The organism is Streptomyces sp. NPDC059010 (genome assembly GCF_042740355.1).
Classification (GTDB): Bacteria; Actinomycetota; Actinomycetes; order Streptomycetales; family Streptomycetaceae; genus Streptomyces.
Map to the genome: position 1 here is coordinate 101,340 of NZ_JBHYJA010000022.1, position 20,379 is coordinate 121,718.

Annotated in this window: 20 protein-coding genes and 1 pseudogene; 8 read left to right on the top strand and 13 right to left on the bottom strand. The window is 72.5% G+C overall.

The window, feature by feature from the left end; all coding sequences use genetic code 11:
- Positions 1-9: 9 nt before the first annotated feature.
- The 6 genes from ACFWYS_RS24345 to ACFWYS_RS24370 are packed head-to-tail and all read right to left on the bottom strand — an operon-like array spanning position 10 to position 3,752.
- Complete coding sequence (locus ACFWYS_RS24345) at positions 10-1,770, bottom strand: complex I subunit 5 family protein (RefSeq protein WP_384772666.1); 1,761 nt, start codon at positions 1,768-1,770, stop codon at positions 10-12.
- On the bottom strand, positions 1,770-2,117 hold the full coding sequence (locus ACFWYS_RS24350) for a sodium:proton antiporter (protein ID WP_384772669.1): 348 nt from the start codon (positions 2,115-2,117) through the stop codon (positions 1,770-1,772). Before ACFWYS_RS24350 ends, ACFWYS_RS24345 begins: the two co-directional genes overlap by 1 nt.
- A 10-nt stretch (positions 2,118-2,127) precedes the next feature.
- Positions 2,128-2,868: an MnhB domain-containing protein gene (locus ACFWYS_RS24355; protein WP_384772671.1), complete on the bottom strand. Its 741-nt coding sequence runs from the start codon at positions 2,866-2,868 to the stop codon at positions 2,128-2,130.
- Positions 2,865-3,116: a hydrogenase subunit MbhD domain-containing protein gene (locus ACFWYS_RS24360; protein WP_384772674.1), complete on the bottom strand. Its 252-nt coding sequence runs from the start codon at positions 3,114-3,116 to the stop codon at positions 2,865-2,867. The genes ACFWYS_RS24355 and ACFWYS_RS24360 overlap by 4 nt, the downstream gene beginning before the upstream one ends.
- Positions 3,109-3,561, bottom strand: coding sequence for a monovalent cation/H+ antiporter complex subunit F (locus ACFWYS_RS24365; protein WP_384772677.1), 453 nt, complete (start codon positions 3,559-3,561; stop codon positions 3,109-3,111). Before ACFWYS_RS24365 ends, ACFWYS_RS24360 begins: the two co-directional genes overlap by 8 nt.
- The gene (locus ACFWYS_RS24370) at positions 3,558-3,752 is read right to left on the bottom strand and encodes a hypothetical protein (protein ID WP_384772680.1); all 195 of its coding nucleotides are present in this window, start codon (positions 3,750-3,752) and stop codon (positions 3,558-3,560) included. The genes ACFWYS_RS24365 and ACFWYS_RS24370 overlap by 4 nt, the downstream gene beginning before the upstream one ends.
- 224 nt (positions 3,753-3,976) lie before the next feature.
- Here ACFWYS_RS24370 and ACFWYS_RS24375 point away from each other — a divergent pair, with 224 nt between their 5' ends.
- On the top strand, positions 3,977-4,636 hold the full coding sequence (locus ACFWYS_RS24375; RefSeq protein ID WP_384772683.1) for a VanZ family protein: 660 nt from the start codon (positions 3,977-3,979) through the stop codon (positions 4,634-4,636).
- On the opposite strand, the gene ACFWYS_RS24380 is transcribed toward ACFWYS_RS24375, so the two are convergent.
- On the bottom strand, positions 4,633-5,409 hold the full coding sequence (locus ACFWYS_RS24380) for a sulfite exporter TauE/SafE family protein (protein WP_384772686.1): 777 nt from the start codon (positions 5,407-5,409) through the stop codon (positions 4,633-4,635). The two genes, ACFWYS_RS24375 and ACFWYS_RS24380, sit on opposite strands and share 4 nt — an antisense overlap.
- A gap of 267 nt (positions 5,410-5,676) precedes the next feature.
- Between ACFWYS_RS24380 and ACFWYS_RS24385 the strand changes: the two genes are divergently transcribed.
- Positions 5,677-6,909, top strand: coding sequence for a ricin-type beta-trefoil lectin domain protein (locus ACFWYS_RS24385; protein WP_384772689.1), 1,233 nt, complete (start codon positions 5,677-5,679; stop codon positions 6,907-6,909).
- A 9-nt stretch (positions 6,910-6,918) separates the two neighbouring features.
- Here ACFWYS_RS24385 and ACFWYS_RS24390 read toward each other — a convergent pair whose 3' ends face one another.
- A complete protein-coding gene (locus ACFWYS_RS24390; RefSeq protein WP_384772692.1) occupies positions 6,919-7,155 on the bottom strand; it encodes a hypothetical protein in 237 nt (78 codons plus the stop codon).
- Between the two features lie 165 nt (positions 7,156-7,320).
- On the opposite strand from ACFWYS_RS24390, the gene ACFWYS_RS24395 reads away from it, so the two are divergent.
- On the top strand, positions 7,321-8,331 hold the full coding sequence (locus ACFWYS_RS24395) for a PHP domain-containing protein (protein ID WP_384772813.1): 1,011 nt from the start codon (positions 7,321-7,323) through the stop codon (positions 8,329-8,331).
- A gap of 83 nt (positions 8,332-8,414) precedes the next feature.
- Complete coding sequence (locus tag ACFWYS_RS24400; protein ID WP_384772695.1) at positions 8,415-9,374, top strand: SDR family NAD(P)-dependent oxidoreductase; 960 nt, start codon at positions 8,415-8,417, stop codon at positions 9,372-9,374.
- Between the two features lie 19 nt (positions 9,375-9,393).
- On the opposite strand, the gene ACFWYS_RS24405 is transcribed toward ACFWYS_RS24400, so the two are convergent.
- From ACFWYS_RS24405 to ACFWYS_RS24420, 4 genes are all read right to left on the bottom strand, one after another.
- Positions 9,394-9,633, bottom strand: a complete 240-nt coding sequence (locus ACFWYS_RS24405; protein ID WP_384772698.1) for a hypothetical protein — start codon at positions 9,631-9,633, stop codon at positions 9,394-9,396.
- A gap of 116 nt (positions 9,634-9,749) precedes the next feature.
- On the bottom strand, positions 9,750-11,039 hold the full coding sequence (locus tag ACFWYS_RS24410; RefSeq protein ID WP_384772701.1) for an ROK family protein: 1,290 nt from the start codon (positions 11,037-11,039) through the stop codon (positions 9,750-9,752).
- Between the two features lie 58 nt (positions 11,040-11,097).
- On the bottom strand, positions 11,098-12,060 hold the full coding sequence (locus ACFWYS_RS24415; protein WP_384772703.1) for a phosphotransferase family protein: 963 nt from the start codon (positions 12,058-12,060) through the stop codon (positions 11,098-11,100).
- Positions 12,061-12,090: 30 nt separating this feature from the next.
- A complete protein-coding gene (locus ACFWYS_RS24420) occupies positions 12,091-15,267 on the bottom strand; it encodes a cytochrome P450 (RefSeq protein WP_384772705.1) in 3,177 nt (1,058 codons plus the stop codon).
- A gap of 142 nt (positions 15,268-15,409) precedes the next feature.
- On the opposite strand from ACFWYS_RS24420, the gene ACFWYS_RS24425 reads away from it, so the two are divergent.
- Positions 15,410-16,054: a PAS domain-containing protein gene (locus ACFWYS_RS24425; RefSeq protein WP_384772708.1), complete on the top strand. Its 645-nt coding sequence runs from the start codon at positions 15,410-15,412 to the stop codon at positions 16,052-16,054.
- Between the two features lie 180 nt (positions 16,055-16,234).
- Entirely contained in the window at positions 16,235-16,735 is a 501-nt protein-coding gene (locus ACFWYS_RS24430) for an FBP domain-containing protein (protein ID WP_384772710.1), read from the top strand.
- A gap of 16 nt (positions 16,736-16,751) precedes the next feature.
- Here ACFWYS_RS24430 and ACFWYS_RS24435 read toward each other — a convergent pair whose 3' ends face one another.
- Positions 16,752-18,083: an erythromycin esterase family protein gene (locus ACFWYS_RS24435; RefSeq protein ID WP_384772712.1), complete on the bottom strand. Its 1,332-nt coding sequence runs from the start codon at positions 18,081-18,083 to the stop codon at positions 16,752-16,754.
- A 273-nt stretch (positions 18,084-18,356) separates the two neighbouring features.
- Between ACFWYS_RS24435 and ACFWYS_RS24440 the strand changes: the two genes are divergently transcribed.
- Together ACFWYS_RS24440 and ACFWYS_RS24445 are read left to right on the top strand one after the other, a co-directional pair.
- Positions 18,357-19,610, top strand: a complete 1,254-nt coding sequence (locus ACFWYS_RS24440; RefSeq protein WP_384772715.1) for an aromatic acid exporter family protein — start codon at positions 18,357-18,359, stop codon at positions 19,608-19,610.
- A 44-nt stretch (positions 19,611-19,654) separates the two neighbouring features.
- Positions 19,655-20,379, top strand: a pseudogene (locus ACFWYS_RS24445) (hypothetical protein); the annotation flags it as partial.

A 20,379-nucleotide genomic window follows, 5' to 3' on the forward strand; every position in this document is an offset into this window, starting at 1 on the left:
TCTGATGCCTCACGACAGCAGCCCGGGCAGGGCCAGCGCCCCGAGGACGGTCGCGCCCACCAGCACCCAGGCCACGTAGTCCCCGACGTGCCCGGACTGCAGGCGCCTGAGCGGCAGGGCCCGGTCCGGGGCGGCGAGCAGCCCCGGCCGGGTGACCGCCACGGCGGCGAGTCCCAGGGCCAGCGCCGTCGAGGCGAGGTCCAGCAGCACACCGGCCGGGCTCCAGTGCGGGGCGGAGACCACGGCACCGCCGGACCCGGCCTCGTTGACGGCGCGGGAGACCACCTCGCCGAAGCCGGGTGCCACGCCGACGGCCAGCGCCCCGGCGAGCAGCAGGGCGGGGACGGCGGTCATGGTGTCGGGGATCCGGCTGAGCCGGTGCCGGGTCTCGGGCCGCTCCCCGGTGCCGGTCGTCTCGTACTCCGTGTCGTCCTCGGGCGCCGGGCCCAGCCCGAGGAACACCCGCGCCGCGACCCGTAGTACGGCCCCGGCGGTGACGGCGCTCGCGATGACGTACAGCGCGACGAGCGGGCCGCCCACGGCCTCCTCGGTGACCGCCTTGCCGAACCCCGTGCCGAAGGGCGGCAGTCCGGCGAGGGCGAGTCCGCCCACGGTGTACAGCACGGCGACGCCGCGCAGTTCCCGGGCCCGGCCGTACAGGGCGTGCTCGTCGACGCTGCCGTACCGGTCGAGGAGGAGGCCCGTGCAGGCGAACAGCGCGGCCTTCACACCGGCGTGGCCGAGGACGTACAGCGCGACCCCGTCGTCGGCCTCGGGGGTCAGCGCGCCGATGCCGATCAGGAACAGCCCGGTGTGCGCGACCGTCGAGTACGCCAGCAGCCGTTTGATGTGCCGCTGGTACCAGCACATGACGGCGCCGATCACCGCCGTCACCGCGCCGAGCACGAGCAGCACCCGCTCCAGGTCGGCCGCCGGGATGCCGCCGGGACCGGCGAAGACGGTGCCGTACACCCGCCAGACGCCGTACACGCCGAGTTCGACCATGACGCCCGACAGCAGCATGCACACCGGGGTGGGGGCGACGGCGTGGGCGTCCGGGAGCCAGAAGTGGAAGGGGACGGCGGCCGCCTTGACGAGCAGGCCGGTCAGGACGAGGACGAAGGCGGCGAGGACCAGGGCGTCCGGCGGCCCGTGCGCGTCCAGGCCGCGGCCGATCTGGGCCATGGCGAGCTCGCCGGTGCGGGCGTAGAGCAGCGCGATGCCCATCAGCAGGGCGTACGCGCCGAGGGAGGTGACGACCCCGAAGGTCAGCGCGCCCTGGACGGCCTTGGCCTCCTCGACCCGGGTGCCGGTCAGCGCGTAGGCGACGACGCTCATCAGCTCGAACCACACGAACGCGTTGAACAGGTCGCCCGCGATCGAGAATCCGCACATGCCGGCCTGGAAGAGCAGCATCAGCGCCGGGAACGAGCCCGCGTGCCGGCGCGGCGGTTCGTCGAAGTAGTGCCAGGAGTACGCCAGCGCCGCGAGGGTCAGCAGGGAGGCGAGGGCCGCCATGCCCAGCCCCGGGCCGTCCCCGACCAGGACGATGCCGACGCTGCGGCCCTCGACGGGGGTCCAGCCGCCGACCCATTCGACCATCGGCGGCGAGGAGTTCAGCAGCAGCACGATCGCGAGCCCTGCGGTCCCCGCGGACACGGCGCATCCCAGGGACTCGGCGAGGACACGCGGCACCCTGCGGCCACCCGCGACCAGTAGGGCGGCACCGAGGAGCGGTACGGCGACGAGCAGCGGGAGCAGGTCGTTCATCAGCCGCGCAGCTCGGAGAGTTCGTCGGGGTCGACGGTGCCGTGCCGCTTGGCGACCTGGATGACGAGCGCCAGCAGCAGGGCGGTGACGGTGGCACCGACGACCACGTCGGTCAGGGCGAGGGCCTGGACGACCGGGTCGACGACGGGACGCGATCCGGGCTCGATGTCGGAGAAGACGGGTGCGGTGGCGTCGTCGCGGTAGCCGACGGCCAGCAGCAGGACGTACGTGGCGGACTGGCAGACGGACAGACAGCCGACGGCGTGGATCAGATTGCGGCTGGTGGCGAGGCCGTAGCAGCCGACGAGGAAGATCCATACGGCGACGAGGTACGGCAGGACGTCCATCACGGCGCTCTCACTTCCCGCTCTCCTCCTCGATCTCGACGGCCTGGTCCAGGAAACGGGCGAGCAGGACGACCACCGCGCAGGCGACCTCCATGCCGATGGCCGCGTTCAGCAGCGGCACGGTGCCGCCGGAGGACAGCGTGTTGAACGTGCCGTACGGCAGCAGGGTGTTGGCCAGGAAGGCCGTACCGCCGATGAGGCCGGCGAGGCCGGTGACCAGGTAGGCGGAGGCGGACAGGGCGTCGCCGACCTCGTACAGGCCGACCGGGCGGATGCGTTCCAGGGCGTGGTAGTCGGCGCCCAGGTACAGCAGGTGCAGCGCGGTCGCGGCGACGACGCCGCCCTGGAAGCCGCCGCCGGGGCTGAGCTGCCCGTGCGCGACGACGTAGAGGCCGATGACGAGGGCGACCGGCAGGACGAGGAGGGCGTAACGGCGTACGGGTGCGGCGACTTCGGCCGGCTCGGGGCGGGCGCGGTGTTCGTCGCGGGTCTGGCGCAGCAGGACGACGACGCCGACGACGGCCGCGAACAGGATGCTCATCTCGCCGAGGGTGTCGAAGGCACGCTGGTCGAAGTTGACGGAGGCGATGGTGTTGGCGGTGCGCCGGGCGAGGGACTCGTGCACGGCGCGGTCGCCGTACGGGTGGCTGTCGCCGCCGAAGTCGGGCAGGCGCAGGCAGGCGGCGACGAGGAGGGCGGCGAGACCGGCGCCGCCGACGGCGACGAGCCAGAGGCGGATGCGCGGGTTCATCGGTCACGCCCCTTGCGCCGCCTGACCTTGCGGACCGACAGCAGGAGCAGCAGCGGGGTGAGCGCGCCGCCGACCGCCAGTTGCGACAGGGCGACGTCGGGCGCCTGGACGGCGGTGAACAGCACGGCGAGTACGACGCCGAGGACGGCCAGCACCAGGGCCTGGCGGGCGGGGTCGCGGACCAGTACCGCCACGGTCGCGGAGCCGGCGACCAGCAGCAGCGCCACGACGATCACCGTGTCAGCCACCGCGCACCCCCGCGAAACCGCCGGACAGCGCACGGGAGGCGACGACGTTCCCGCCGATCAGCAGCGCGCCCGTGACGAGGAGCTTCACCATCGCGCGGCTCGGTCCGACCGTCGCGCACAGCACCAGGACCACCACCGCGCCGAGCCCTGCGGCAGCCCAGGTCAGGCCCCAGGCGCGCGGCGGGTCGGCGGCCAGTTCGTCGGCGAGCAGCCGGGCGAAGACGAGGGTGCCGACGGGGCCCAGCAGGGCGAGGACCAGGGCGAGATCGACGTACGCGGGACGGTCGTAGCCCTGGGCGAGCAGGAGCAGTGCGGGGCAGGCGACGGCGGTGGAGAGGTTCTGCGCCACGACCCGGCGCCGCAGCGGTCCGGTGGCGACGCCCCAGAGGGCGGCACCCACTCCCCCGCCGAGCACGAGGGTCGCCGCCAGGAGCCAGCCGTTCACCGCCCGGTCACCGCCCGGCGTGCGGCGACGGCGGCGAGCGCGGCCACGCCGGCGACACCCGCGCCGACGGTCAGCTCCAGGGCGTCGACCGTGCTGATGAGGACCAGCCACAGCGCGGCGAGCGCGGCCCACCAGGCCAGGAACTCGGCCGCGGACTCGGCCGCGACGAGAAGCGCCGTACGCCGGTTCATACGCCACCTCCGCGGGCCGGATGTCCGTTACTTCCGTCCCGCGTCATCCAAACACCACCCCGGGCGACAGCCCCGGCGGCACGCGCGGGTCTCCGCCCGGAGTGCCCCGACGGCAGGAAAGGAAACCGCGGACGGCGGCGGTCGGGCGCGACAGGGAGGACATCTCATCGCGGTACCGGGGTAATCCCCTTACTACGAAGGGAAGTTGAAGACTGGAGGACCGCATGGCCCGTGGAACCCCACGTTCGCGTGCCGCGTCACACCCCGGCACTTCCAAGACCGCAGGCACTTCCAAGGCCAAGGGCAGGCTCAAGACCAAGGGCACGTCCAAGACCAAGGACACGTCCAAGGCCGACACCAAGCCGAAGGCCGACACCAAGCCGAAGGGCGGCGCCAAGGCGCAGCGCACCCCGCGATCGGGCCGAGGCCCGCTGCGGGTACTCGCTCAGCTCCTCGCCATGCTCTGCGCCTTCGCGTTCATGGTCGCCTTCGCCGTCGTCCTGGCGAAGCTCACTCTGCAGCCCTCGCCCGCGTCGGAGGCCCTGACCCACACCAACCTGCGTCCGGGCAGCTCCCTGCGGGCGTATCTGGACCAGCCCGAACTGCGGGACGCCGTCCGGCAGATCGGCGGCAATCTGCTGCTGGGTGTGCCGTTCGGCATCCTGGTCCCGGTCCTGGCCCCGAAGACGCGCGGCGTCCTGCGCGTCCTGCTGCTGACGGCGACCGTGATGCTCCTGGTCGAGTTCGCACAGGGAGCGCTGGTGACCGGGCGCGCCTTCGACATCGACGACGTCATCCTCAACACCACCGGAGCCCTGATCGGCTACCTCCTGCTGGGACGGCGCCTGAGCCGGGCTGTGCACACCAGGGAGCCCCGCTCCTAGCGCAGGACCAGTTGGACGATGGCGACCGTGCCGACCAGCACGATGAACCCGCGCAGGACGGCGGGGTGCAGTCGGCGGCCCAGGGTGGCACCCAGGTGGCCGCCGGCTGCGGATCCGACCGCGAGGAGAGCGACGGCCGTCCAGTCGAACTCCGCGACGACGAGGAAGAACAGTGCGGCGACCGAGTTGACCACGGCGACCAGCACGTTCTTGACGGCGGTGAGGCGTTGCAGGCCGTCGTCGAGGAGCATGCCCATCAGAGCGACGTAGATGATGCCCTGAGCTGCCGCGAAGTAGCCGCCGTAGACGCTGGCGAGGGTCAGTGCGGCGAGCAGCAGGGGGCCGCCGTCGGGGCGCACGGATCTTCCCTTGCGTACGCGACGGCTGCGCAGTCTCCTGCTGATCAGCGGCTGGAGGACGACCAGCACCAGGGCGAGTCCCACCAGGACCGGCACGATCCGTTCGAACGCCGAGGCGGGCAGGGCCAGCAGCAGCGAGGCACCGGTGAGCCCGCCGAGCGCGGCGCCGGCGCCCCACTTCAGGATGCGCCGACGCTGCCCGCGCAGCTCACGGCGGTATCCGACGGCACCGCTGATCGAGCCGGGGATCAGGCCGAGCGCGTTGGAGACCGTGGCGGTGACGGGCGGCAGGCCGGTCGCGAGCAGCACCGGGAACGTGATCAGCGTCCCCGAGCCGACGACGGCGTTCACCGCGCCGGCCGCGACACCCGCGCCCAGCACGGCGAGGAGCTCACCGATGTGTGCGGCGTTCATGACGAGCAGCCTAGGAACCGAACACTTCGGCGCGGGACGAAGCATGCCGGGCAAGTCATGGCGACACGCACCTCTGGCGGGGGCACACACCGCACGATCCGGACCGAACGGCCCGACTCGCCCACTCCCGGACACGGACAAGTTCTGGTCCGTACCAAAGTATTGACGCCCTCTTATCTCACTCCTTAAATCAAGTGGCGACACCTTCACCCCCCACCTCGGTCGGCGCACCCGTCCATCGCGGGACGCCGTACGGAAGGGAGCACGATGGCCTCCCCACGCCTGCTCCGCACCGCTCTCCTCGCCGCCCTGTCGGCCGTCCTGGTCGCGTCCGCCGCGATCGGCCCGGCACAGGCGGAGCAACCGGACTCCGCAGCCGCCGCCGTGACGTTCTCCGACACCTTCGACGGGCCCGCGGGCGCCGCGGTCGACGGGTCGAAGTGGCAGATCGAGACCGGCGACAACGTCAACAACCACGAGCGGCAGTACTACACGTCGGGCAACAAGAACGCGGCACTGGACGGCCAGGGCCATCTGGTGATCACGGCCAGGCGCGAGAACCCCGCCAACTACCAGTGCTGGTACGGCACTTGCCAGTACACCTCGGCCCGCCTCAACACCTCCGGGAAGTTCACCGCCCAGTACGGGCACATCGAGGCACGGATGAAAGTGCCACGGGGACAGGGCATGTGGCCGGCGTTCTGGATGCTGGGCACACCGGTGAACTGGCCGGACTCGGGCGAGATCGACATCATGGAGAACGTCGGCTTCGAGCCCTCGACGGTGCACGGCACCATCCACGGCCCCGGCTACTCGGGCTCGGGCGGCATAGGCGCCGGCTACTCCCTCCCGAACGGGCAGGCCTTCGCCGACGCCTTCTACACCTTCGCCGTCGACTGGGCGCCCGACTCCCTCACCTGGTCCGTGGACGGCAACGTCTACCAGCGGCGCACACCGGCCGACCTGGGCGGCAGGCAGTGGGTGTTCAACAAGCCGTTCTTCCTGATCCTGAACCTCGCGGTGGGCGGCTACTGGCCCGGCGACCCGGACGGCTCCACCGTCTTCCCGCAGCAGTTGGTGGTGGACCACGTCTCGGTGACGACCGGCGACAGCCCGACCGGTGGTCACGCGGTCCGAGGGCTGGCCGGCAAGTGCGTGGACGTGGCCGGGGCGAGCTCCGCCAACGGCACGCCCGTCCAGCTCTACGACTGCAACGGCACCGCCGCCCAGCAGTGGACGGCGGGCTCGGACGGCACGCTCCGCGCGCTCGGCAAGTGCCTGGACGCCACCGGCAACGGCACGGCGGACGGCACGACCGTCCAGCTGTGGGACTGCTCGGGCGGTCCGAACCAGAGATGGACCGTCACAGCGGCCCACGACATCGTCAACCCGCAGGCCGACAAGTGCCTGGACGTGACCGGCAACAATTCGGCCAACGGCACCCGGCTGCAGCTGTGGACCTGCACGGGCGGCGCCAACCAGAAATGGACGGTGGGCTGACCTCCCCGTCTAGTGATGCCGCCAGGTGAACTTGTCGCCGCCGACCCAGCGGACCACGTCCGGGTCGTCCAGGTCATGCACCCTGATGCCGTAGAGGGCGGCTGTCTCCAGGACGTCGGTGACGGTCCTCGCCGAACCGACGACCTCACCGTCGATCTCCATGATGCGGAACGGAGGCGTGCCCGGCTGAACCCCGAGCACCATGATCCGCGGTTGTGAGATGTGCGGGCTCGCGCTTTCGGTCATGAATAGAGCGTAGAGCGCAACCCGCGCCAACGGGTCCTTCAGGTCACAAGGGGTCCTTCGAGTCATATGCGGAGCGGGAAACGCATCGCGCACCCGCACCCGCGCCCGTTCCGCGCCGTGGTGCGGGCGCGGCAGGGCCGGGGAACCCTGGAGGTGGAGGTGGCGATGGACCCCGTCGACGCGCTGAACCGGATCGCCTTCCTGCTGGAGCGTTCCCTGGCGCCGACGTATCGCGTCCGGGCCTTCCGTACGGCGGCCCGGGTGCTGGCGGAGCTCCCCGCGGACGAGGTGCGGGCGCGGGCGGAGGCCGGGACGCTGGAGTCGCTGCGGGGCGTCGGCCCGAAGACGGCCCAGGTCGTGCGCGAGGCGCTGGCCGGGCAGGTGCCGGGCTATCTGACCGACCTGGAGGAGCGGCCCGCGCCCGAGCCGCCCGCGGACGGCGGACGCCTGTGGGAGCTGCTGCGCGGGGACTGCCATCTGCACTCCGACTGGTCGGACGGCGGCAGCCCGATCGAGGAGATGGGCCGCACGGCGGCCGAGCTGGGCCACGAGTGGGCCGTGCTGACCGACCACTCGCCGCGCCTGACCGTCGCCCGCGGGCTGTCGGCCGACCGTCTGCGCGAGCAGCTGGACGTGGTGGCGGAGCTGAACACGACCTGGGCGCCGTTCCGGCTGCTCACCGGCATCGAGTGCGACATCCTCGACGACGGCTCGCTCGACCAGGAGCCCGAGCTGCTGGAGCGGCTCGACGTCGTGGTGGTGTCCGTGCACTCCAAGCTGCGGATGGACGCCCGCGCGATGACCCGCCGTATGGTCACCGCCGTTCGCGATCCGCACGCGGACATCCTCGGCCACTGCACCGGCAGGCTGATCACCGGGCGGGGCCGGCCCGAGTCGGAGTTCGACGCCGACGAGGTGTTCGCCGCGTGCACCGAGTCCGGTACGGCGGTGGAGATCAACAGCCGGCCTGAGCGGCTGGACCCGCCCCGGCGGCTGCTGCGCCGGGCTCTGGCGGCGGGCGTGCTGTTCTCCGTCGACACCGACGCCCACGCGCCCGGACAGCTGGACTGGCAGCGGTACGGATGCGCGCGGGCGGTGGAGTGCGGGGTGCCCGCGGAGCGGGTGATCACCACCTGGGGCGCGGAGGAGCTGCTGGCCTGGACGCGCGAGAAGTGAGGGGTCGCCATCCCCGCCCTGTGCGGGCGTGCGCCACGGGTCGACTTGACTTCGAGCGCGCTCCAATTCGTAGCGTTCCGTACATGAGCACTGCACAGCACAAGATCGGCTCCGGTTTCGGGGCGACCAGCACCGCCGACGACGTCCTTCAGGGCATCGACCTGACCGGGAAGCTCGCGATCGTCACCGGCGGCTACTCGGGCCTCGGCCTGGAGACCACGCGGGCCCTCACCAGGGCGGGCGCCCGGGTCGTCGTCCCCGCCCGCCGCCGGGCCACCGCCGAGGAGGCGCTGACCGGCCTGGACGGCGTCGAGGTGGACGAGCTGGACCTCGCCGACCTGGAGAGCGTGCGCGGCTTCGCCGAGCGGTTCCTAGCCTCCGGCCGCGCGGTCGACCTCGTGATCGACAACGCCGGGATCATGGCCTGCCCGGAGACCCGGGTGGGGCCCGGCTGGGAGGCGCAGTTCGCGACCAACCACCTCGGTCACTTCGCCCTGGTCAACCGCCTGTGGCCGGCGATCGAGCGCGGCGGCGCCCGCGTGGTCTCGGTGTCCTCGCGCGCCCATCACTTCTCGGGGATGCGCTGGGACGACGTCCACTGGCGGAACGGCTACGACAAGTGGCAGGCGTACGGGCAGGCGAAGACCGCGAACGTCCTGTTCGCCGTCCACCTCGACCGGCTGGGCGCCGACCACGGGGTACGGGCCTTCTCGCTCCACCCGGGCGGCATCCTCACCCCGCTGCAGCGCCACATTCCCAGGGAGGAGATGGTCGAGCGCGGCTGGATCGACGAGCAGGGCAACCTGCTCAACCCCGAGGGCTTCAAGACCCCCGCACAGGGCGCGGCCACGCAGGTGTGGGCGGCGACGTCACCGCAGCTCGACGGCATGGGCGGGGTCTACCTGGAGGACTGCGACATCGCCGGGCCCGCCGTCGAGGGCGCGCTCGACGGCGTCAAGGCCTGGGCGACCGACCCGGAGCAGGCGGCCCGGCTGTGGGAGCTGTCGGCGGAGCTCACGGGCGTGAACGCGTTCGCCGTGTAGCGCGTCCGCAGGCCCGGTCTCAGCCGGACGGCTCCTCGGGCTCCGGATGTTCCGGATGCACCGTGTCCGACCGGGTCGTGCCCTTTCGGCCGGTGCCCGCCTCGTCCGTGTCGGGGACGTCGTCCGCCTCGGTGGCACCGTCGGGCGGTTCGACGGGCACCTCCCAGGGGTCCTCCCCCGTGTCCGCCTGCTGGTCGGGCAGGTCCTTCGGTACCGGCTCGGCTGCGCGGCCCGGCGCCTTGCGACGGTCGTCGGCCATGGTGCGCCTCCTTCGCGTCGTGCAAGGACGTACAGGGACGTCGGTGGATGTCCGAGGGACCCGCGAGTACCGCCCCCGACGGCGGCGAAACCCCGGCCCCCGGTCGGCGCGGAACCTCAGCGCGGCACGCGCTGCGTCAGTGCCGTGCGCCAGGACTGCGGCGGGGCCTCGGGGGCGGGGTCGGCGCGGCGGCCGCCGCAGGCGAAGAAGTCGGCGAGCGGGAGGATCGCGGCGCCGACCGTGACCGCGTCCGGGCCGAGCCTGCCCAGATCGACGGTGACCTTCCCGGCCGGGTGCCGCAGGGCGTACGAGGCGGCGTGGCCGCGTACGGCGGGCAGGAACCGGGCGCCCAGCTGGAGCCCCGCCCAGCCGCCGATCAGGATGCGCTCGGGCTGGAAGAGGTTGATCAGGTCGGACACTCCCGCGCCCACGTACTCGGCCGTCTCCTCCAGTACGGCGAGCGCCGCAGGGTCGGCCGCGGTGCCGTCGGGCGGATACGCGCCGGCCAGCATCGCCGCGAGCGCGGTCTCCTCGTCGGCGCCCTCCGGAGCGCTTCCGCCCTGCTCGCGCCAGCGGTCCAGCAGCGCCTCCGCGCCCGCGTAGGCCTCCAGGCAGCCGAGCGCACCGCACCGGCAGCGGCGCCCCCTGACCCGTACGGTCAGATGCCCCCACTCGACCGCCCGCCCGTGCTCCGCCTCGGGGGTGACCAGGCAGGCACCCACGCCGGAGCCGAAGAGCACGACGACGGCGCTGTCGGCGCCGCGTCCGCCGCCGAACCACATCTCGGCCTGGCCCAGGGTCTTCGCGCCGTTGTCGATGAAGTACGGGACGGTGTCCGGGAGCTGGGAGCCGTCGCGCAGGAGCCGCTCCAGCGGTACCGCGTCCCAGCCGATCGTCTGCCCGTGCACCACGGCGCCGAGCTGCGGTGTGTGCTCGACGATGCCCGGGACGCCGATGCCGACGCCGAGGAGCCGCTCGGGCCCGAGTCCGGCGCCCGCGAGTACCTCGTCGATGCCGTCGCGGATGTGGCCGGCGATGCCCTCCACCTCGTACCGCTGCTGCGCCAAGGGCCGTTCCGCGTGGGCGAGTTCGGTGAGGGTGAGGTCGTAGAGGCCGATCCGCACCCGGGTCTCGCCGACGTCGACGCCGATCATGTGGCCGCTGCCGGGGACGACCTGCAACAGGATGCGGGGGCGGCCGCCGTCGGAGTCGACGCTGCCGGCCTCCTCGACGAGCCCGTCGCCGATCAGCTCGGCGACGACATTGCTGACGGAACCGGAGCTCAGTCCGGTCGCCGGGCCGAGTTCGAAGCGGCTGAGGGGGCCGTCGAAGTAGAGGCGCCGCAATACGGCCGTACGGTTCCCCCGCCTGAGGTCCCGTACCGTGCGCCCGTTCCGCCCCGTCATGTGGCTCCTTTCGGACCAGCCCTGTTCCCCGCCTGCGTCAGCCGCTCCCCATTGTGGACTACGACGTGAGGCCCTCGACCTCGGCCAGGGCTGCCAGGAGTTCCGGGGCGACCCTGTCCTGCACCCGGCGGACCTGGTCGGCGTCGGCCGCTCTCGGGACCGTCTCCGTGAGCATGATCAGGTAGAGGTAGCAGCGGTAGAGGGCCAGGCGCAGACGGGCCGGGACGTCGAAGTCGGCGCGCCCTCCGGCCTCCCGGTAGCCCGCGAGGAACGCCTCGTCCCGCTTGATGTCGCCGAGCAGGGCCAGGGAGACGAAGTCGGCGAGCGGATCGCCCCAGAACATGCGCTCCCCGTCGATGAGGCCGCCGATCCGGGCCTGCCCCGACGCGCGGTCCACCAGGATGTTCCCCTCCCACAGGTCGAAGTGGACCAGGCACGGGACGGTGACCTCGTCGAGCGCGTGGTGGGCAGCCCGGAGTGTGTGGGCGACGGTGTCCGCGGGGAGCGGCAGCCGGGCCCGGTAGCGGCGGGCGTCGTCCAGGACGGCGTCCAGCATCCCGGTGAACGCGGTGCGCCAGTCGGGGGCGAGCGGGCCGAGGGCGCCGGACGGGTAGCCGAAGCCCGGCCCGGTGATGGCGTGCAGCCGGGCGACCTGGCGGCCCAGCTCCGTGCGCAGGGACGTCCGTTCGGTGTCGGTGAGCGAGCCGTTCCAGGGGTCGCCCGGGCAGGCGGTCATCAGCAGGCTGCCGCCCATGGCCAGGACGCGCGGCGCGATCACGTCGGCCTTCGCGGCCGCACGGTAGAACTCGGCCTCGGAGAGGAGGAGTCCGCTTTCGTGGGTCAGGCCCGGCACGTTCGCCGCGGGCGGCACCTTGAGCACATACCGGCGGCCGTCGGTGAGGAGCAGTTCCTCGACGGTGTTGTAGGTGCCGCCCGACAGTGGGCGCAGGTGGGCGAGATCTCCGGGCGGCAGTCCCGCCGCCTCCAGGGCCCGCCGGGCCCGTCCCCAGGAGTCCGTCACCGTACGCCCACCCCTCCCCTTCCCCTTCCATCAGCCGGCCGCGTACACGTCCTCGACATAGCGGCCGTCCGCGATCAGCCCGTCGAGCCACCGTCCGGCCCCCGCGTCGTCGGCGCCCGGCGTGCGCTCCCGGTACAGCGTACGGAACGCCTCCCGCACGCCCGGCGCCATCCGGGAACCGTCGCCGCAGACGTACACCCGGGCGCCCGCGCCGAGCAGTTCCCAGACCTCGTCGGCCTCGGCGGCGATGCGGTGCTGGACGAACATCAGGCCGCCTTCGGGCGCGGCACTGAAGGCCGGGCGGAGCGAGACGGCTCCGGACGCCTCGGCGGTGCGCAGTTCCCCGGCGTGCAGGAAGTCGGCGTCGGGGGCGTCGCAGCCGAAGTAGCACAGGGCCGGGGCGAGTTCGGCGCCGGCCGCCAGGGCCGCCGTGCGGTCGGCGATCGCTCCGCGGAAGGGGGCGAGGCCGGTGCCCGCGGCGACCATGACGACGGGGGTGGAGCCGTCGATGCGGAAGACCTCCCGGCAGGGCTGGACGCGGGCGTACACCGTGTCGCCGGGCTCGACGGTGGTGAGGTATCCGGATCCGGTGCCCCGGTAGGTGCCCTTGCCCGAGCGTGCGGGGGCCTGGAGCAGGGAGACCATCAGGTCCGCGTGCCGGGGGTCCACGGCGGGCGAGGAGGAGATGGAGTAGTGGCGGGGCCGCAGCGGTGTGAGCAGGTCGAGCAGTGTCGGCCAGTCGAGGGCGCCGCGCAGGGCCGGGTGGTCCTCGATCACCTCGACCAGGGTGCGCGGGTCGCCGGTCAGGTTCGCCAGGGCCGTGCGTTCGGGCGGGCACGGGTTGGCGGCGGCGAGCGCGGTGAGCTGGGCGGCGGTCGGGCGCTCCTGCAACTCGACGTGGTGAGTAAGGAGTTGACGTACCGTCAACGGCCGGTCCAGTGCGACGCCGTCGCGGCGCGGGCGGGTGGCGCGGATGTCCAGGACGGTGTCCAGGTCGACGCCGAGCGCGGTGGCGGCGCGGCCGACGAGGTCGGGGGCGTTGATCGGCAGCACGGTGAGGTGGTCGGCAGTGCGGTAGGTGACGCCGTCGGGCAGGGCGACGCGGACCAGGCGCTTGCGGCGGGGGTAACCGGGGGCGGTGAGGTCGTCGGCCTCGGTGACCTTCATGGGGACGAGTCCGTGCCGGTCGGCGAGGGCGTCCAAGGGGCCGCCGGTGAGGGTGCGCACCTCGTACGCGGTCGTGGGCTCGTCGTCGGCCGGGGCGGCGGCGTCCGGGTCGCCGTAGCGCTCCAGCAGCGCCGCGCGGAGTCTGACCGTGAAGTCCCGTACGGCGCCGGTCAGATCGCCGGAGGCGTCGGCGGCGGCGCGGTCGACCAGGCGGGTGGCGCCGAGTTCGGCGAGGCGGTCGTCGAAGCGGGTCGGGACGTGCTGGTACGTGGCGGCCCAGTTGCGGTCGCCGACGCCGAGGACGGCGTAGGTGACGTCCGTGGCGTCCTCCGCCTCCTCCAGCCGGGCGGCGAAGGCGGTGGCGTCGTCGGTGGGGCGGCCGTTGTAGGAGGCGGCGGTGATCACGACCGGGCGGTCGGTGGGCAGGCCGTCGGCGTAGGCGTCGAGGGACGCGACCTCTGTCTCGCAGCCGATCGCGGCGGCCTCGTCGGCGAGCTGGGCGGCGAAGTCGCGGCAGGTGCCGTAGTTGCTGCCGTGCAGGAACAGGGCGCCGGTGCCGGGGCGGACGCGGGCGGGGAGGGCGGCCGTGTCGGAGACGGCCTCCGTGGTCGTGGGGGCGGCGCCGGGCAGCGGGGGGTGTGCGCGGTCGGCGGGGGTGCGCGGGGTCAGGGTGAGGGTGAAGCCGTCGGGCTTGAGGGTGAGGGTCTCCTTGATGGTGAGGCGGTAGTCGGCGTGGTCCCGCAGCCGGTAGCGGTGCAGCAGCATGGCCAGCAGCATGGTGGCCTCGTGCAGCGCGAACTGCCGTCCGATGCAGGCGCGTTCACCCGTGCCGAACGGCTTGAAGGCGTGCACGGAGCGGGCCGCCTCGGCCTCGGGCGTGAAGCGTGCGGGGTCGAACAGTTCGGGGTTGTCGCCCCAGACCGGCTGCCGGTGCAGCATCGGCGCGAGCACGGTGACGGACTGCCCGGCGCGCAGCGGGATTCGGCCGCCGAGCATCGTGTCCTCCAGGGCGTGGCGGCCGAACGCGGCGGCCGTCGGCCACAGCCGGAGCGCCTCGTTGAGGACCTGACGGGTGTACGTCAGCTTTCCGACCTCGTCGTACGTCGGCTCGGGGTCGGCCCGGTCGCCCCACAGCTCGTCGACCTCGCGCTGGACGAGCTGGAGCGCGGTCGGGTGCTTGGCGAGGTAGTACATGGCGAAGGACATGGCGCCGGACGTCGTCTCGTGGCCGGCGATCAGAAAGGTGATGACCTGGTTGCGGATGTTGGCGGCGTCCAGGGTGCTGCCGTCCTGCGGATGCTCGGCGGTGAGCATGAGGCCGAGCAGGTCCTCGGCGTCGCGCTGGTCTGTGCCCGCGCGGGAGGCGATGACGTCGTCGACGACCTGGGCGAGGTAGGCGGAGTCGTCGCGGAAGGCGGAGTCGGCCGCCGAGTAGTCCTGGCCCGGGACGCGGGCGAGCCGGTTCATGCTCCACTCCAGGCAGCGCACCATCGACTCGACGAAGGGATGGGGCTCGTCCCGCTCGAACGACCCGAAGTCGTAGCCGAACCCGGCGAGCCCGATGGTGTCGAGGGTCATGCGGGTCATGTCGTCGGGGACGTTCACCGGCTGTCCGGCGCGGGCGTCGCGGTCCCAGGAGGCGATGAGCCGCTGGGCCACCTTCAGCATCACCGGGTGGTAGGTGCGCATCGAGCCGAGCGCGAAGGCGGGCATCAGGATGTCGTGCGCCTTGGCCCAGTTCGGTTCGTCGTTGTACGCCGTGAACAGGCCGTCGGCGGCGAACTCCCGGACGTTCTCCAGGGCGGGCCCGACGTGCTTGGCGAACCGCTTCTCGTCGGCGAGGTCGGCCACCAGGTCCAGGTCGGCGGTGAACAGCGCGTCCCGCCCGTGCAGCCGCCGCACGAGCACCGGCCCGTGCTCCCGCATCAGCTCCATGACCTGCTGGATCGGGGTGCGGCCGGGTCCGACGGCGGTGATGTCGATGACGGGGACGCCGGGGAGGGCGTCGATGGTCTGCGGGTGCAGCGCGGTGGGGGGCATGATGCGGCAACTGCCTTTCGCGGTACGGAAAGTACTGCGTTCAAGCGTCATGGACGCGCCCCGGCCGCGCGCATCCCCGAACTACATGATTGTGTAGTTCGGGGATGTACATCGCTGTTGCGCCGAGCGACCGGAGGTGCTCGTGGACTCGTCCCGCCCGGAAGGCGTGGTGTGGCGCAACCGCGCCTTCCTGGTCTTCGACCGCGTACCGGTGCCGATCGCGGTCTGCGATGCGTACGGCACGGTCCAGCTGGCCAATCCGGCGATGGGCGCGGAGTGCGGTACGACACCGGGGCGGCTGCGCGGCCGGGACGTACTGGAGCTGTTCCGGCCGCAGGAGGCGACACAGGTGAAGCGGATCGCCGAGGCGCTGCGGCTGCGGCACCGCTCGCGGTACGAGGTGTCGGTGCGCTGGCGGGCACCCGGCGGCACGGAGCGGTACGGGGAGCTGACGGCGGACCCGGTGAGCGACACCGTCGAGGAGACACCGGCACTGCTGGTCATGCTCCGGGTCCTGGGCGAACGCGAGACGCCTGAGCCCAGGCCCCTGCAGGTGGCACCGATGGAGGCACACGTCCTGGCCCTCCTCGCCGGCGGCGCCACCACCGCCCGGGCCGCCCGCGAGACCGGCCTCACGGTGGACGGCGTGAACTACCACCTGCGCCGACTGTCGGCCCGCTGGGACGCGTCGAACCGCACGGAACTGGTCGCCCGCGCCTACGCGCTGGGCGTACTCACCCCCGGAGTATGGCCACCGACGCCGACCGCCCCGGACGGGCCGCAGTAGGCCCTCGGCGATCCAGGCGCCCTACGCCAAGCAGGTCGGGCGAAGTCTGGGGCGGTCGGGCACGAGGCGCTTCGGCAGGGGCGAAATTCACTGGCTCCGCCTCATCATGCTGCCTACTCTAGCCTTGAACCTAGAGCCACTAGGTTTTCCTTCGCCGATCGACTCCTCTGGAGACCCCCCATGAGATCACTCACCGAGCAGGACATCCGCACCTCCTTCATCAACTGCTCGAAGGGCGAGGCCAAGCGTCTGTACGTGCCCCGGGATCTCGATGAACTCCCTTGGGATGATCTGGACTTCCTGGGGTGGCGGGATCCCGGGGCGCCGGACCGGAGTCAGCTGGTCACCGAGTACGACGGGCGGCTCGTCGGTGTGGCGTTGCGCTTTCAGCCCGCCCAGCGCGGTTTCCTGCACCGCAGCATGTGCTCGCTGTGCCTGACGACCCATCCGCGGGGCGGCGTATCGCTGATGACCGCGCGCAAGGCGGGCCCGGCCGGCCGGGACGGCAACACGGTCGGCGCGTACATGTGCACCGACCTCGCCTGTTCCCTCTATGTGCGCGGCAAGAAGGTCCCGGCGACGGGGTCGATGGCCCGCATCGAGGAGAGCCTCACGCTGGAGGAACAGATCGCCCGGACGTCGGGCAATCTGTCCGCCTTCCTCGGCAAGGTGTACGGCTGAGCGCGGGCGGCCGCCGTCACCGGTCCCGCAGTGCCGCCGCCTCCACCCGGTGCAGATGGATCAGGACGTCGTGGCTGCGGGCGAGGGCTATGTCGGACTCCGGCCACGGGTACGCCGTGCCGATGCTGCGGGTCGGCCTCGCCTCCCTCAGCCAGGGGCGGGCCGGCTGCGGCGCGGTGCGCAGGTCGATGACGTAGTCCTGGTGGCGCACCCGGTCGAGCGTGCTCTCGTTGCTGCCGGGGGCCGCCGGTCCCAGGGTGAACCTCTGCACCTTCTCGTCCGGCGCGGTGGCGTTGAACGAGCCGCGGTAGAAGGTGAAGCCGACGCTGACGTACGCGTCACCGAGCCGGTCGCGCAGGAACGCGCCCTGCATCCTCGGGTAGTGGGCGGGGTCGTCCGGTACGTAGGCGACGTGGGCGTTGTGCGCCGACAGCAGGACCTTGGTGCCGGTGTGCTCCGCCCACCAGGCCACGTTGTCTGCCATGACGGAGTCGCGGTAGCGCATGGCGGCGCTGAGCTGCTGCTCGTCCTCGAAGTCGAAGGCATAGCCACGGGCGGTCTGGTCGACGGCGGTGGCGTGCTGGACCGCCCAGTCGTACGCCCGCCGGTCGGCACCGGGCGACTGCTGCCGCAACAGCCTCAGCGCCTCGCCGGTCCGGGCCGCCATCTCCCTGCGTTCGGCGTACGGCTTCTTCAGGTACTGATCGATGTACGCGCCCGTGGCCTGCGTGGGCCGCAGCCCGCGGTACAGCTCGGTGAAACGGGCCACGAGGCCGGGGTGCGCGTGAGCCACATAGCGGGTGACCTCGTCGTACAGCTCGGGACCGGCCCAGGCGAAGTCGTCGCCCATGAACCGGACCGGGTCGTCCGGGTGCCGGACGTTGTACGCGCGCATCCACTCCAGGAGCCGCAGATAGTCGGTGTTGTTCCACCACAGGTAGTCCCGCTGGAACTCCTCGCGCATGATGCGCCGCGGATCGCCCTTGCCGTGCAGCACGTAGTCGTCGAGACGCAGTCCGGTGCTCCAGGGGGCCTCCAGGGCGAAGGTGCGGAAGCCCTTCTCCTCGACCAGGTGGCGGAAGACGCGGTCCTTCAGGGCGAAGAAGTCGTGCGAGCTGTGGGTGGCCTCGCCCACGCCGACGACGCGGGCGTCGCCGATCATCCGGTCCAGTGGGCGCAGATCACCGGTGTCGCCGCCCGGTTCGACGCTCCGCAGCGGGTGCGCGGAGCGGTCGAGCGCGTCGACGACCGTGCTGGACGCCGGTGCCGCCGCGGCCGGGATGCCGGTCGTCAGGGCGGCGAGGATGATGAACAGGGTCAGTACCAATCCGGTCCGATGCCTTCTCATGATCCAAGGCTTGCGCTCCGGGCGGGGCGGGGACCATACGGTGGCCCTCCGTCTCCGGGTGCGGACAACCGCAGGGGGACGGCGGGGGTTTCCCTCATTCCCGGACCCGGTCGGCCGCCCGGCCCGGCGCCCGGCCTGGCGCGGGTGTCGACGATCACCAGTCCAGCCCCTTGCCGTACCAAGGCGGCTGCGATCAATCTGGGGTTCCTTGCGGACCGTTACGTTCCGCAAGCAGTGGGTGGGAAGCAGCTGCGGAAAGGGAACAGCCCGAGGATGCCAGAGGCACGTGAGGGGACGGAGTTCCGGGAGTGGCTTGAGAAGCTGCGCCGGGATCCCGTGGTGGTCCAGACACTCCGGTCGGCGGCCGCGGCGACGATCGCCTATGTCATCGCGCTGCGCCTGAGTCCCGAGGCGGCGCCCCTGACCGCGCCGCTGACCGCGCTGCTGGTCGTCCAGGTCACCCTGTACGCCACGCTCACCAACGGCATCCGCCGGGTGAACTCCGTGGTGGCCGGCGTCCTGGTGGCCATCGCCTTCAGCCTGCTGGTCGGCCTGACCTGGTGGAGCCTGGCGCTGCTGATCGTGGCCTCGCTGGCGGTCGGGCATCTGGTGCGGGTCGACGAGTACGTTCCCGAGGTCGCGATCAGCGCGATGCTCGTCCTCGGGGTCACGACCGTCGGGGACACGGCCTGGGCACGGATTCTGGAGACGCTGATCGGCGCGGTGGTCGGGCTCGGCTTCAATCTGCTGCTCGCGCCGCCGGTGTGGGTGGACGAGGCCGGTGAGTCCCTGGAGGGACTGGCCCGCAGGCTGCGGCAGTTGATGCTGCGCATCGGCGAGGAGGCCGCCGGCCGGCAGCCGTTCGAGCAGGCCGCGGCCCGGCTGCACGAGGCGCGCCGGCTCGACCACGACATCGTCGAGGTGGACGCCGCTCTGCGGCAGGCCGAGGACAGTCTGCGGCTCAATCCGCGGGTGCGCGACAGCCTGCTGCACCGGGTGGTGCTGCGCACCGGGCTGGACACGCTGGAGATCTGCACGGTCGTGCTGCGGGTGCTCGCACGCACCCTCACCGACCTCGCCAAGGAGCGTGAACCCGAGCCGCTGTTCGCGAAGGAGACCGGGTCCGTCGTCGAGCAGCTGCTGTCCGAGATCGCCGACGCGGTGGTCAGCTTCTCGGTGCTGGTCACCACGCATGTCAGCAGCAACGCCGACGCGGCGGAGTCCCGGCTGTCCGCGGAGTTGCGCGCGGCGGCGGGCACCCGCGACAAGCTCGCCCCGCTGCTGCGCGAGGAGGCCGAGCGCGAGACCGGGCACTGGCAGCTGCACGGCGCCGTCCTGACCGAGGTGAACCGCATCCTCGACGAACTCGACACCGAGCACCGCTCGCGGCGCCTGCTGGAGGAACTGGACCGTGTCTCGCAGGAGCAGCGCTCACGGATGCCCCGGCTGACCCGGCTGCGGGAGCGCATGGGCGTACAGGAGCAGCTGTGGCGGAACCGTACCGGGATGGGCGGACGTTCTCGTTAGGGAGCGCCGGGACGGGGTCGGCGCCTGACGCGAGGAGCGGGCCGATGACCGACACGACCGTACGGATCGACGGAGACACGCTGCGGTTGCCGGGCGGTGTGGCGGTGCGGTTCATCCGGACGCTGCGGCTGCCGGAGAAGGGCACGCATCCGCTGCCGCCGGGGCTCGGCGAGTTCCCGGTCCGGCGGGTGGCGGACTACCCGGACACGGTTCCCGAGGCGTGGAGGGCGCGGGGCGGTGTGATGCTGCCGGTCTATCTGCGCGAGGCGATGTGGCTCAGTTTCGGCGGCACCACCGAACCGGCGGCCCTCCAGGTCGGCGTGGGCAAGGTGTGCGCGGTCTCGGGGAAGCCGTGGAGCGACCGGCTGTCCCGCAAGCCGCAGAACTACCTGGTACTCCCCCGCCAGCCCTGGCTGGACGGGATCAACTCCGGCAAGGGCACGGTCCGCCAGTTCGTGGCGGTGCCGCTGGGACTGGGCGCGACCGTCGAGGGCCAGGTCACCGGCGAGGAGGTCTGGGGCGGCGTACAGCTGCAGTCCTTCGCACTGAAGGAGCCCCGGCTGGCCGAGTGGCGCGAGGAGGAGCGGCGCCGGGCGGAGCTGTCGCGGGCGAGGCCGCAGTTCGGTGGCTACGGCGCCGCGCTGCCCATGGCGGCACCGGGCCCCCAGGGCGCGGTTCCGGCGCCCGCGGGGGGGGCGGCGGGGCCCGGGGCGCCCGTCGAGCTCGGCGGGGTCGACACCTATCCCCCGTTCTCACCGCCCGCCCGCTC